The 13,380-nt window shown below is 42.0% G+C and carries 10 protein-coding genes and 5 tRNA genes; all 15 read right to left on the reverse strand.

Features of this window, described 5'->3' with window-relative positions:
• Window positions 1-9: 9 nt before the first annotated feature.
• Window positions 10-1,140: a sodium ion-translocating decarboxylase subunit beta gene (locus ACXAFE_RS09810; protein ID WP_054981336.1), complete on the reverse strand. Its 1,131-nt coding sequence runs from the start codon at window positions 1,138-1,140 to the stop codon at window positions 10-12.
• 16 nt (window positions 1,141-1,156) lie between these two features.
• A complete protein-coding gene (gene oadA, locus ACXAFE_RS09815) occupies window positions 1,157-2,947 on the reverse strand; it encodes a sodium-extruding oxaloacetate decarboxylase subunit alpha (protein ID WP_475151814.1) in 1,791 nt (596 codons plus the stop codon).
• A 17-nt stretch (window positions 2,948-2,964) separates the two neighbouring features.
• Window positions 2,965-3,201 (reverse strand): OadG family protein, encoded by a 237-nt coding sequence (locus tag ACXAFE_RS09820; protein ID WP_105171778.1) that lies wholly within the window; start codon window positions 3,199-3,201, stop codon window positions 2,965-2,967.
• A gap of 1,252 nt (window positions 3,202-4,453) precedes the next feature.
• Window positions 4,454-4,530: transfer RNA gene (locus ACXAFE_RS09825), tRNA-Arg, on the reverse strand.
• A gap of 103 nt (window positions 4,531-4,633) precedes the next feature.
• A tRNA-Arg gene (locus ACXAFE_RS09830) sits at window positions 4,634-4,710 on the reverse strand.
• Window positions 4,711-4,769: 59 nt separating this feature from the next.
• A tRNA-Arg gene (locus ACXAFE_RS09835) sits at window positions 4,770-4,846 on the reverse strand.
• Between the two features lie 59 nt (window positions 4,847-4,905).
• Window positions 4,906-4,982: transfer RNA gene (locus tag ACXAFE_RS09840), tRNA-Arg, on the reverse strand.
• 104 nt (window positions 4,983-5,086) lie between these two features.
• A tRNA-Ser gene (locus tag ACXAFE_RS09845) sits at window positions 5,087-5,179 on the reverse strand.
• A 169-nt stretch (window positions 5,180-5,348) separates the two neighbouring features.
• On the reverse strand, window positions 5,349-7,169 hold the full coding sequence (locus ACXAFE_RS09850; RefSeq protein WP_475151815.1) for a DUF885 domain-containing protein: 1,821 nt from the start codon (window positions 7,167-7,169) through the stop codon (window positions 5,349-5,351).
• Between the two features lie 117 nt (window positions 7,170-7,286).
• Complete coding sequence (gene csrA, locus ACXAFE_RS09855) at window positions 7,287-7,478, reverse strand: carbon storage regulator CsrA (RefSeq protein WP_010559600.1); 192 nt, start codon at window positions 7,476-7,478, stop codon at window positions 7,287-7,289.
• Window positions 7,479-7,560: 82 nt separating this feature from the next.
• The gene (locus ACXAFE_RS09860) at window positions 7,561-8,775 is read right to left on the reverse strand and encodes an aspartate kinase (RefSeq protein ID WP_475151819.1); all 1,215 of its coding nucleotides are present in this window, start codon (window positions 8,773-8,775) and stop codon (window positions 7,561-7,563) included.
• A gap of 2 nt (window positions 8,776-8,777) precedes the next feature.
• Complete coding sequence (gene alaS, locus ACXAFE_RS09865) at window positions 8,778-11,378, reverse strand: alanine--tRNA ligase (RefSeq protein ID WP_475151820.1); 2,601 nt, start codon at window positions 11,376-11,378, stop codon at window positions 8,778-8,780.
• 8 nt (window positions 11,379-11,386) lie between these two features.
• Window positions 11,387-11,851, reverse strand: coding sequence for a regulatory protein RecX (locus ACXAFE_RS09870; RefSeq protein ID WP_475151822.1), 465 nt, complete (start codon window positions 11,849-11,851; stop codon window positions 11,387-11,389).
• On the reverse strand, window positions 11,851-12,666 hold the full coding sequence (locus tag ACXAFE_RS09875; protein WP_475151824.1) for a BPSS1780 family membrane protein: 816 nt from the start codon (window positions 12,664-12,666) through the stop codon (window positions 11,851-11,853). The genes ACXAFE_RS09870 and ACXAFE_RS09875 overlap by 1 nt, the downstream gene beginning before the upstream one ends.
• Window positions 12,667-12,734: 68 nt before the next feature.
• Window positions 12,735-13,343: a GTP cyclohydrolase II gene (locus ACXAFE_RS09880; protein WP_010559595.1), complete on the reverse strand. Its 609-nt coding sequence runs from the start codon at window positions 13,341-13,343 to the stop codon at window positions 12,735-12,737.
• Window positions 13,344-13,380: the final 37 nt, after the last annotated feature.

A 13,380-nucleotide genomic window follows, 5' to 3' on the forward strand; every position in this document is an offset into this window, starting at 1 on the left:
CGATGAAACTTATCCCACCATGGCAAGTAATATACCGGCAGCAACTGCACTGCCTAATACGCCTGCCACATTTGGACCCATAGCATGCATGAGTAAAAAGTTATGTGGGTTTGCTTCTAAACCAACTTTATTAACTACACGCGCAGCCATTGGTACAGCTGATACTCCCGCTGCACCAACTAATGGATTGATAGGTGTTTTACTGAATTTATTCATTGCCTTTGCCATCAGAACGCCTGAACCCGTACCAATACCAAACGCGACCGCGCCAAGTGCTAAGATACCTAAGGTTTCAACCGTTAAAAACTGATCAGCCGCAAGCTTTGAACCAACAGCTAAGCCAAGGAATATCGTTGTAATATTAATCAGCTCGTTTTGCGCTGTTTTGCTCAAACGATCAACCACACCCGACTCACGCATTAAGTTACCTAAACAAAACATACCCACAAGTGGTGCAGCTGCTGGCAAGAACATGGCAATAAGCACTAGTACTAATAATGGAAATATCACTTTTTCCGCTTTGCTAACATGGCGTAACTGTGGCATTTCAATATTGCGCTCTTCTTCTGTGGTAAACAGCTTCATAATTGGTGGTTGAATAATTGGCACTAACGCCATGTAAGAATACGCAGCAACAGCAATTGCACCCAACAGATCAGGGGCAAGTTTAGACGCTAAGAAGATAGCCGTTGGACCATCTGCACCACCAATAATGGCAATTGCCGATGCATCTTGTAGCGTAAATTCAAAGCCAGGAATGTAGTTTAAGAAAATCGCGCCAAATAATGTGGCAAAAATACCAAATTGCGCCGCTGCGCCTAACAGCAACATTTTAGGGTTAGCAATCAATGCACTAAAGTCAGTAAGCGCACCTACGCCCATAAAAATAAGCAGCGGGAACACCCCTGAATCAATACCAATTTTATACACGTAGTAGAGTAACCCACCGGCTTCTGATAAACCTGCTAGCGGAATGTTAGTTAAGATTGCCCCGAAGCCAATTGGCACCAATAACAAAGGCTCGAAGTTACGTACAATTGCAAGATACAGCAACAATGCGCCAACCAGCATCATAATCAGCTGAGGAAGTTCTAAGTTGGCAATACCCGTGGCTTGCCATAAGGTCATTAAGCTTTCCATTACAACTCTCCAACCTTTACGCTAGCGACAATAAAGGTTCGCCAGTTGCTACTGAATCCCCTTCAGATACAAATATTTCTGCGATAGTGCCGTCTTTAGCTGCGCGAACTTCAGTTTCCATTTTCATGGCTTCCATAATGATCACAACGTCGCCTTTAGCCACTTGTTGACCTGGCTTGGCATTCACTTTAAAAATATTACCAGACAGTGGAGAATTTAGCGTTTCAGCGGCATCAACAGAGGTTGATTGCGGTAATACGTCAGTGTGTTGGCTTGATGCACTTGGTGCTGGCTGAATATTGGTAAGTTCACCACTTGGTGCAACACTTACTGCATACACTTTACCATCAACACTAATGCTGTAATGCTCTGTTTTACCGCTTGGTTTTGGTGCAGGTACCTGCTCAGTAGGTAATGGCTCATTACTTGGTGCTGGCTCAAATGCCTCAGGGTTATTGCGGTTTTTCAGATATTTCAAACCAATTTGCGGGAATAATGCATACGTTAATACATCATCAATCGCATCATCGGCTAAATCTAAGTTATCTTTTTGTGCAATTTCATCAAGCTCTTGCTCTAATTTACTGAGTTCTGGTTCAATTTGATCTGCAGGACGACACGTGATTGGCTCTGCGCCATCAAGTACACGCTCTTGCAATTCTTTATTTACTGGCGCAGGCGTAGAACCGTATTCGCCTTTAAGCACGCCAGCGGTCTCTTTGGTGATTGACTTGTAACGTTCACCAGTAAGTACATTTAACACTGCTTGGGTACCAACAATTTGCGATGTAGGTGTAACAAGCGGTAAAAAGCCAAGATCTTCACGTACTTTAGGAATTTCCAACAATACATCGTCTAATTTATCGTCAGCGCCTTGTTCTTTCAGCTGATTTTCCATATTTGTTAACATGCCACCTGGCACTTGCGCTAACAAAATACGGCCATCAACGCCTTTTAGACTGCCTTCGAAATTAGCGTATTTCTTACGTACGTCTCTAAAGTACGCAGCAATTTCTTCCAGTAAATTCATATCAAGGCCTGTTGCACGCTCTGTGTTTTCAACGATTGATACAATCGTTTCAGTAGCGCTGTGACCATAGGTCATACTCATACTTGAAATTGCTGTATCAAGCATATCAATACCAGCATCAATTGCTTTTTGATACGTTGCGGTGCTTAGTCCGGTAGTTGCGTGACATTGCATTGCAATAGGCACTGCAACAGTCTCTTTTAATCCGGTGATCAGTTTTTCCGCATCATACGGATTGAGCAAACCCGCCATATCTTTAATACAAATAGAATGAACGCCTAAATCTTCCAATTGCTTTGCTTGGTCAAGCCACATTTGAAGATTGTGCACAGGGCTAACTGTGTATGAGATTGTACCTTGTGCATGTGCGCCTACTTTTACCGCTGATTTAATAGCGGTTTCTAAATTACGCACATCATTCATTGCATCAAAAATACGAAAAACGTCGACACCGTTTTTATGTGCTCGTTCAACAAAACGTTCTACCACATCATCAGCATAATGACGGTAACCTAATAAGTTTTGACCACGAAGCAACATTTGTTGTTTAGTATTCGGCATTGCCGCTTTTAACGCACGAATGCGGTGCCAAGGATCTTCACCTAAATAACGAATACATGCGTCAAACGTCGCCCCGCCCCACGATTCCATTGACCAATAACCTACTTTATCTAGCTTTTCAGCAATTGGTAACATATCTTCCAAGCGTAAACGGGTCGCGAGTAATGACTGGTGTGCATCGCGCAGTACTAATTCTGTTAATTTTAGTTGTGACATGATTTGGCCCCTTCTTATTATTGCTTTTCGCGGTATTGCTTAACTGCCGCGGCAATCGCAGCTACGTGGCTTGTTGGTACTTGATTCCCAGATAATTTAACTGGATTTGGCGTTACCTCAGGCGTTTGAAAATTCGCAAGTACTTTAGACATTGCTTTGATGGTAAAGATCAGTATCGTCAAAAAGACAAATACCACCACCATACCTGTTAACATTAAAACAGCCGCCTCTAACAGCAATCCTGATACGTCCATTCCCCACCTCAATCAAGAATTTTTAGTTAAATATTTTTAATAACTATTCAAAATTGGTAATCAATATTGATCACTTAAACTTAGTTGTCAATTGGTAAAACCAATTCACAACACTATACATTATTAAACAGTCCATTAACAATAGGCTAAAAAGATGACAAACATGAGCTTATTTCATGACTTATTTTGCTCCATGATTAGTCACGCTTAACTAGCTAGGCAATAGAAATTAAATACCTAACGTTATAATCAAATCAATCTAATCAGAATGAGTTATTCTAGACATAACACATGAAATTGGTAAGACCAATTTTTATGTTCTAACTTATACTGTTCGATAAGAATGGTTATTCAAATTTAAAAGTACACTTTACGTTAACGTAAAGTAACAATGAAAAGCGTTTCAAAATAGGCAATTTAGCCAGATATGTTTGTGGCTGGACTGAGAGTTGAGAGTTGAGAGTTGAGAGTTGAGAGTTGAGAGTTGAGAGTTGAGAGTTGAGAGTTGAGAGTTGAGAAATAGAATAACTGGATTTCGCCTATCGGCAACCACTCCAAGTTGGTTAGTACTACTTAAATCAAATTTCGCCCGCTTTACTTGCTTAGTGAACCTCCGACCGTCTGGTTCATAGCCAGGTACTCTATCCAGCTGAACTACGCGTTTGCAGTATAGATTCATTGAATTTCAGGCACAAAAAAACCGACTTTTGTCGGTTGATGTCGCTTCAAAAGAAGTGGTAGATGCGGGACTTATTTACCTATAAGAGGGAACCTCTGACCGTCTGGTTTGTAGCCAGGTACTCTATCCAGCTGAGCTACGCGTTTGCAGTATAGATTCATTGAATTTTAGGCACAAAAAACCGACGCTCAATGGCTTATGTCACTTCAAAAGAAGTGGCGGACGCGGGACTTCTTCACCTAAGAAGTGTGAACCTCCGACCGCCTGGTTTGTAGCAAGGCTACTCTACCCAACTGGGCTGCGCGTTAGCAGTATAGGTTCATTGAATTTTAGGCACAAAAAAACCGACTTTCATCGGTTGTTGTCACTTCAAAAGAAGTGGCGGACGCGGAACTTCTTCACCTAAAAAGAGTGAACCTCTGACCGACTAGTTTGTAGCCAAGTACTCTATCCAGCTGAGCTAAGCGTCCGCATTATATATCAGAGTTCATATCTAGCTATTTACTTAAGCTACTATTGAATTTTAGGCACAAAAAAACCGACTCTCGTCGGTTTATGTCACTTCAGAAGAAGTGGCGGACGCGGGAGGATTCGAACCTCCGACCGCCTGGTTCGTAGCCAGGTACTCTATCCAGCTGAGCTACGCGTCCGCAATATATGTTAGTGTTTACATCTCACTCTGATGTTTTGTATCTATTAAATCATAGAGACAAAAAAACCGACTTTTGTCGGTTGTTGTCACTTCAGAAGAAGTGGCGGACGCGGGAGGATTCGAACCTCCGACCGCCTGGTTCGTAGCCAGGTACTCTATCCAGCTGAGCTACGCGTCCGCGATATTTCTAATTTTACATCTTAGCTGATGACTATTTATTTAACCACTTTAGTAAAGTGGCGGACGCGGGAGGATTCGAACCTCCGACCGCCTGGTTCGTAGCCAGGTACTCTATCCAGCTGAGCTACGCGTCCGTGATATTTCTAACTTTACATCTTAGCCGATGACTATTTATTTAACCACTTTAGTAAAGTGGCGGACGCGGGAGGATTCGAACCTCCGACCGCCTGGTTCGTAGCCAGGTACTCTATCCAGCTGAGCTACGCGTCCGAAATTTTTAGTTTTTACATCTTACTCTGATGTACACGAACCTTGTTCGTAGCCAACTTAACCTAGATAAACTATCCAATTGTTCTACGAGCTCGTACAAGACATGGCGGAGAAGGAGGGATTCGAACCCTCGATAGGGCTACAAACCCTATACTCCCTTAGCAGGGGAGCGCCTTCGGCCACTCGGCCACCTCTCCGTCTTGTGGGTGCGTATATTAAAGCCTATTGAAAATAAGTCAAACAATTTTAGTCATATTTTTTCTGTTCGTTCACAGAATATGCAGTTTGCTTATTTTTGTAGCTAAGGCGGCTAGAATATACAAGTTTTTGTCTTAAGTAGCAGCCGAAACTGCTACTTAAATTTGCCTATTTTACACTTTCAATCCAGCTATCTAGTTTAGCTTCTAAAATCGGCATTGGCAGTGCACCATCAATTAAAATTTGTGTATGGAACGCTTTAATATCAAATTTGTCACCAAGCGCTGCTTTTGCTTTTTCACGAAGCTCGCGGATTTTAAATTCACCCAACTTGTATGATAGCGCTTGACCAGGCCAACCGATATAACGCTCAACTTCTGAAATAATGTCACTTTCAGCCATAGATGAATTTGCTTTCATGTATTCAATACCCTGCTCACGTGTCCAACCTTTGGCATGGAAACCGGTATCTAATACCAGGCGCATCGCACGTAATTGCTCATCAACTAAACGTCCGTACCACATGTAAGGGTCAGTAAATAAGCCCAGCTCTTTACCTAAACTTTCCGCATACAGTGCCCAACCTTCAGCAAACACGGTGTAGCCACCAAATTTTCTAAAGCGAGGTAAACCTTCTACTTCTTGTTGTAATGCAATTTGGAAATGGTGGCCAGGCGCTGCCTCGTGAATAGAGAGCGTTTCAAGTAAAAACTTAGGCTGCGCTTTTAGGTTATGTGTATTGATGTAAAACACACCCGGTCTTGAACCATCTGGTGCTGGGGCTTGGTAAGAAGCGCCCGCAGCAGATGCCGCTCTAAATGCTTCTACTGGTTTAACTACGTAATCTGCCTTAGGCGCAATATCGAAGAGTTTTGGCAACTTAGCATCAATCTTAACTTTTACATCTTCATACGCTTTTACAAGGTCTTCCGGTTTATCGTAATAGAACTCATCACTATCACGTAAATGAACAAAAAACGCCGCTAAATCACCTTCAAAGCCAACAGCTTCTTTCACGCCTTTCATTTCATTTAAAATGCGCTCTACTTCACTCAAACCAATTTCGTGAATTTCATCGGCATTTAAATCAAGCGTGGTGTGTTGTTTAATTAAGAACTCGTACCAAGCTTTACCATTTGGTAAGTTTGCATAGCCTACTTTCTCGTTTGCAGCTGGAATGTATTCTTGCTCTAAGAATTTAGCCATTTTTGCGTATGCTGGTACAAGCGTGTTCAGAATAAGCGCTTGATAGTCTTCTTCGATTTGCGCTTTATCTTTTGCAGGAATACTGTCTGACATTTCAGTCACAGGCATCCAAAAAACACTTTGCGTATGATCCGATACAACGTGCGCTTGGAATTGTGGCAGTAGTTTTTTGGCTAGTACTTGCGGCAAAGTCACATTTTGCTTCATTCCTTCGCGCATATTTGCTTCAACACTTTCAAGCCAAGTTACAAAACCATTTGCACGGCCAATAAAATCGTCAAACTGGGCTTTAGTAGAAAACGGTTGCGCACTTTTACCCGAGCCAAGGCTGGCAAAGGTGTTATGCTGACCCGCCATTTGATCAATGGGAATTAAGTAACTAGGGAATTGCTCCGCTTCAAGTGATAGTGCTAAATCGCGCTTGAAAATTTGATAACTTAGTAGGTCTTGCCCTGTTAGTTTTGATGCGTCAATTTCAGCAAGTTTAGCCTGATACTTTTTAGTAAATGCAGTGGCTTTTGCTCTGTTCTCTGCATTAATTGCCGGGCTCCACTGATTATTGTACTGAGACTCTCCGACATAAGTACCTGACACAGGTGAGAATGCTAACGCTTCATCAAAGTAAGTTTCTACCAGTTGATTTAGTTTTTGATTTTCTGAAATTTGAGCTGATTGCTCTGCTGCCGGTTGTTCGACTGATGTTTTTTGTGTAGTTGTTTGCGTATCCATACAGCCTGTTAGTGCTAGGCCTACAGCAAACGCGAGAGAAGTTTGTTTGATCATAGCGTTCTGTCTGATTGTTAAAATTGTATACATCATATCAGCCCACAAGGCTCTGACAATACAATAAAAACAAAAAAAGCCAGCATAAAATGCTGGCTCTTAAAATTCTGCTTTAAACTATTCGTTGCCTGGTTCAGCACCTGCTTTCTCAGCTTGAATACGCATATAAATTTCTTCACGATGTACTGAAACATCTTTTGGTGCATTAACACCAATACGTACTTGATTTCCTTTTACGCCAAGTACAGTAACTGTAACTTCATCCCCAATCATTAGGGTTTCACCTACGCGACGAGTCAAAATTAGCATTCTTTGCTCCTAAATATCCAAAGTTTAAAGATTCCGTATCAATTCCATTTTACATGAATATTATTCAAAAAGTTAGAAACTTTTACTGGTCTAAAGAAAAAGCACTATGTAAAGCTCTAACTCCCAATTCTAGGTACTTCTCATCTACTAAAACTGAGACTTTTATCTCCGATGTTGAAATAAGTTGAACGTTAATATTTTCATTCGCTAATGCACGAAATAGCCTTCCTGCTACCCCAGCATTAGATTTCATTCCTATGCCAACTATAGAAATCTTAGCAACAGTTTCATTAACTGTAACTGAATCCGCATTAAGAGTTGTAAGATTTTGTTTAATTAACTTTTCTGCCAACTGCGAATCGACTGCATGTACAGTTAAAGCATAGCCGACTTTATCGCCTTTGCAGGAAAAATTACTGATCATGTCAATTTCTATATTATTATCAGAGAATACTTCTAATAATTCAGCGAGTTGCTCAGGCGTATTATCCAAATTATGCACTTTAATGAGTACTTCATCTTTACTAAACGCGATGCCTGAAACTACTTTAGAATTCATAGGGTTTTCCTCATAACTAATCAGTGTTCCGTGATCCGGCTCAAATGTTGAAAGCACACGTAAAGGTAGGTTATGCCTGCCAGCAGCTTCCACTGAACGAATTTGCAGTACTTTTGCACCTAAGCTAGCAAGCTCCAGCATTTCTTCAAAGGTAACATAATCCATTCGTTTTGCTTTTGGCTCAATGCGTGGATCGGTTGTATAAACACCATTTACATCAGTATAAATTTGGCATTCATCAGCGTTAATTGCTGCTGCCACTTCTACCGCTGTGGTGTCCGTGCCTCCGCGGCCAAGCGTAGTGATATTTCCTTCGATATCACGCCCTTGAAATCCCGCAAGGATCACAATGCGACCTTGCTCGAGTTCCTGATTCAAACGCTTTGGCGGGATCATCTGAATACGCGCTTTACCAAATAGATTATCCGTCATAATACCTGCCTGATCAGCGAGTAAGCTAATCGCAGAATGACCACGTTTGATAATCGCCATGGCAAGAAGCGCCACTGAGACTTGCTCACCGGTAGTTAGCAGTACATCGAGTTCGCGAGAACTTGGATTGGAATCAATTTGATTTGCGAGGTTAATTAAACGGTTGGTTTCGCCGGACATTGCCGACACCACTACGACAATTTGATGCCCTTGCTGTTTAGAACGTACAACAAGGTCAGCGACAGCTTCAATACGCTCTATAGAACCAACTGAAGTGCCGCCAAACTTTTTAACTAATAACGCCAAGTTTAAGCGCGCTCACTCACCCAAGCGTTTACACTTTCAAGTGCCGAGCTTAAGTTTTCAGGTTGTGAACCGCCTGCTTGCGCCATATCTGGACGACCGCCACCTTTACCGCCAACTTGCGATGCCATGTGGTTTACAAGCTCACCCGCTTTGAACTGACCCGTTAAGTCTTTTGTTACACCGGCAATTAGGCTTACTTTTTCGCCATTTGCAACACCTAACGCGATAATGCCAGAACCGAGTTTGTTCTTAAGATCATCAACCATGCCACGTAGCGCTTTAGACTCAGTGCCCTCAACGTTAGCAACGAGTAACTTAACACCATTAACATCTACAACCGCATCAAGTAATGACGCGCCCGCAGCGCTGGCAAGTTTATCGTTAAGTTGTGCAATTTCTTTTTCAAGACCTTTCGCACGCTCAACTAATGCTGATACTTTGTCTAGCACATTGTTGCCATCGCCTTTCACTAACGCAGCGATTGCAGACAGCGTTTCTGCTTGTTTGTTAATGTATGCAACGGCACCTTCACCTGTCACCGCTTCAATACGACGAACACCTGCTGCAATACCACCTTCCGACACAATCTTGAATAGACCGATGTCGCCGGTGCGCTTAACGTGTGTACCACCACATAGTTCAATTGAGAAATCACCAATGCTCACTACGCGTACTTCGTCATCGTATTTTTCACCGAATAATGCCATTGCGCCTTTTTCTTTCGCAGCATCAATTGCCATTAACTCAGTATTTAGATCAATGTTTTTACGGATCTCTAGGTTCACCATATCTTCAATGCGTTGTAACTCTTCTTTCGTTACTGCTTCAAAGTGTGAAAAGTCAAAACGTAAACGCTCAGGATCATTTAATGAACCTTTTTGCGTTACATGCTCGCCAAGCACAACACGAAGCGCTTCGTGTAATAGGTGCGTTGCAGTGTGGTTTTTCTTAGTGTTATCACGACGCGATGCATCGACTTGCGCATCAACACGATCATTGATACCAATGCGACCAACTACTTTACCTTTGTGCGCAAATGCATTACCAAGCTTAGTAGTGTCTTCAACAATAAATTCGCCATTAGCAACTTTTAAAATACCTGTGTCGCCAACCTGACCACCACTTTCAGCATAGAAAGGTGTGCGGTCGAGTACAACAATACCTTGCTGACCATCCTCTAACACAGATACGGCATCCGCACCGCTAAATAGCTCTACCACAGTACCTGTGTACTGCTCGCTATCGTAGCCTTTAAATTCGGTGGTTTTCTCTGACTTTAATTGGTCGTTGTAATCAGCGCCAAATTTACCCGCTTGCTGCGCTTGTTTACGTTGCACTTCCATTGCTTCTTGGAAGCCACGCTCATCAATTGTCATAAAGCGTTCACGCGCAACGTCAGCGGTTAAATCGGCTGGGAAACCATAAGTATCGTAAAGCTTAAATACAAGATCACCTGGGATCACGTCGCCTTTAAGACCTTTTAAGCTTTCTTCTAGAATAGCTAGACCACGGTCAAGGGTTTTACCGAATTGCTCTTCTTCAATACGAAGCACTTTTTCGATAATCGCTTGTTGCTTGATTAGTTCTGGGTACGCTTCACCCATTTCAGTTGCAAGTGCCGCAACTAACTTATGGAAGAAGGTTTCAGTTGCACCTAATTTATTACCGTGACGCACTGCGCGACGAATAATACGACGCAATACATAACCACGACCTTCGTTTGACGGCATCACACCATCGGCAATTAAAAACGCACACGAACGAATATGGTCTGCAATAACGCGTAATGATTTATCTTCTAAATCTTGCGCATTAGTAACCGCAGCCGCAGCTTTAATTAAGTTTTGGAAAATATCGATTTCGTAGTTTGAGTGAACGCCCTGCATAATCGCGGAGATACGCTCAAGGCCCATACCTGTATCAACAGATTGGCTCGGTAATGGTTCCAGTGTACCGTCAGCATGACGGTTGTATTGCATGAATACTAGGTTCCAGATCTCGATAAAACGGTCACCGTCTTCTTCTGGACTGCCCGGAGGACCACCCCAAATTTCTTCACCGTGATCGTAGAAAATTTCAGAACATGGGCCACAAGGACCTGTGTCACCCATCGACCAGAAGTTATCAGCCGTATCAATGCGGATAATTTTGTCTTCAGCAAGTCCCATCTCTTTGTGCCAGATATCAAACGCTTCATCATCGGTGTGATAAACCGTTACTAACAGCTTTTCTTTTGGCAACTTGATTACATCAGTTAAGAAGTGCCATGCAAACTTAATTGCATCTTGCTTAAAGTAGTTACCAAAGCTGAAGTTACCTAACATTTCAAAGAAGGTATGGTGACGTGCAGTATAACCTACGTTTTCTAAATCGTTATGCTTACCACCGGCACGTACACAGCGCTGCGAACTTGTTGCACGGTTGTATGGACGGCGCTCGCCACCTAAGAATACATCTTTAAACTGCACCATACCGGCATTGGTAAATAGTAAAGTAGGATCGTTACCTGGTACCAATGAACTTGATGGCACCACTTGGTGTTGTTCTGATGCGAAATAATTTAGAAACGCGTTGCGGATTTCCGCGGTCGTCATATGCTGCATGCTACCTCTCATTCGTTTGACGGACTTGTTTGCATTGCAAATTCAATTTGTTCATGATTAAAACCTCGATAAATCATATAGCGAATGCGCTTCGCTTTTTCTTTAAAATCGAGGGAACTACTTGTATAAGCGAATTTCTTATTATATGCGGATTGGGCCTGCAGATACCAGTCTATTTCTAATTCTTCGACAATAGTTTGTACTAGGTCTGCATTGACTCCTTTTTGATACGCTTCATTTTTAATACGCATCAATCCTAAACCTTTATTTATTTGGCGTCGTACAAAACTTTCAGCGTAACGCACGTCATCAATAAAGCCATATTCTTCGCACCATGCAATTAGCTCTTCAATAAACCTTGTATCTTCGCAACGGCTAGTTAATTTTTTGGCGATTTGTGCTTTGGAATACTCTTGTCGAGACAATAACCAAAGCACATAGTTTTTTAATTTTGCTTGTTCTTTTTCGGTCATTAAGCATCAAATCTATCGTGATTATCGCTCGGGGTGTCGTCACTGTTTTGTGATGTTGTTTGCTCAACCATGGCTGACATAAACATCGCTTGAAAAGACACAAAAAATCCAGCGTACAGAATAGGTAAAATGAATAACAGTGGGATAAACGACAGAAACGCTGCAAACAAGATAAGCCCTGTTGAAATTGCACCAAATACACCCAGTGCTGCCATATTGTGCCAAAACACGAATAGGCTTGCTTTAATACACTCTAAAATACTGTTGTTTTTAGAGAAGTAAACCAAAGGTATAGTGAAAGCAAAACACATGGTATACAGCGAATAAGCCGCAACTAAAACAATAATATTAGATATTTGAATGCTATCAATCACCTGCTGTGCGTGCAGTTGCACTAAATCAACATTCTGTGACTCTACTGCCTGCAAATAAGCATTAATTGGTTCGCTCAGGCCTTGGAACAGGGTAGTCGTTAAAAGGGCTAATATGAAACCACCAAACAGGTGATACAAACCTAAGCGAAACAGCATTAAACGGCGCCCTGCTTCGCTAAATACATCAAACAGGTCGGTAAACGCAATTTGCTTACCTTGCTGACGATTGAGCATGGCACGATAAAAGCCTGCTGTAAAAAATGGCATCGCAAGCGCGGCTGGTAATTGAAAAATAGGCGCCACCAAAGCAATTAACGACAACACACCAATAAACAAGTGCATTAAAATAAAGGTACCCGGCTGAGCTTTGAATAACTCCCACCCTGCTTTAAACCAATTTAGTCCTGCTTTCGCCTTAAAAATACGTATTTCTACTGCCATTTTATTTTCTTATAAATGAAAACGCTCCATAAAATGGAGCGTTAATAAATCAACACGATATGCCTATGCTACTTTTTTACTTGCGTTAAATCCAGCATATGTGAACCACGTGAAACTTTTGCTGCCAAATAGGCTTCGTTTCCATCTTTTACGTGTGCAGAAGTGCCTACTTGCTCTGCAACTTCAATACCCGCTTCTGTCAATTCTTTGATCTTGCGTGGATTGTTCGTCATCAATTTTACTTTATCTACACCCAATGCAGTGAGCATTAAAGCCGCATCTCTAAATTCACGTAAATCGTCGGCAAACCCTAAGTGATTATTCGCTTCATAGGTATTCATACCTTGCGATTGCAGTACGTATGCATCAATTTTATTGTATAAACCAATACCACGACCTTCTTGGCGAAGGTATAAAATAATTCCGCCTTGCTGGTGCATGGTATGAATGCACTCTTCAAGTTGTTCGCCACAATCACAACGTGATGAATGAAACACATCACCGGTTAAACACTCTGAGTGCATACGCACTAACGGGTTGTGTTCTTTATCCGCATTGTTAAAAATTAAAGCAACATGCTCTTCACCATCTAGCAAACCATGAAATGAGACGATTTCTGCAGGGATGTTACTTTCTTTGCCAACTTTGAGCTGGACTCTTGCTCTTACTTCAGCCACGACATTTCCAACGAATAGTTTGTAATATTGTAACACT

The organism is Pseudoalteromonas sp. ABV4_021, from assembly GCF_056159365.1.

Coding starts and splice junctions, on each gene's coding strand:
- ACXAFE_RS09875 (WP_475151824.1), bottom strand. CDS start 12,666: ATGGCAGTAGAAATACGTATTTTTAAGGCGAAAGCAGGACTAAATTGG.
- ACXAFE_RS09820 (WP_105171778.1), bottom strand. CDS start 3,201: ATGGACGTATCAGGATTGCTGTTAGAGGCGGCTGTTTTAATGTTAACA.
- csrA (WP_010559600.1), bottom strand. CDS start 7,478: ATGCTAATTTTGACTCGTCGCGTAGGTGAAACCCTAATGATTGGGGAT.
- ACXAFE_RS09850 (WP_475151815.1), bottom strand. CDS start 7,169: ATGATCAAACAAACTTCTCTCGCGTTTGCTGTAGGCCTAGCACTAACA.
- ACXAFE_RS09870 (WP_475151822.1), bottom strand. CDS start 11,851: ATGACCGAAAAAGAACAAGCAAAATTAAAAAACTATGTGCTTTGGTTA.
- alaS (WP_475151820.1), bottom strand. CDS start 11,378: ATGCAGCATATGACGACCGCGGAAATCCGCAACGCGTTTCTAAATTAT.
- ACXAFE_RS09810 (WP_054981336.1), bottom strand. CDS start 1,140: ATGGAAAGCTTAATGACCTTATGGCAAGCCACGGGTATTGCCAACTTA.
- oadA (WP_475151814.1), bottom strand. CDS start 2,947: ATGTCACAACTAAAATTAACAGAATTAGTACTGCGCGATGCACACCAG.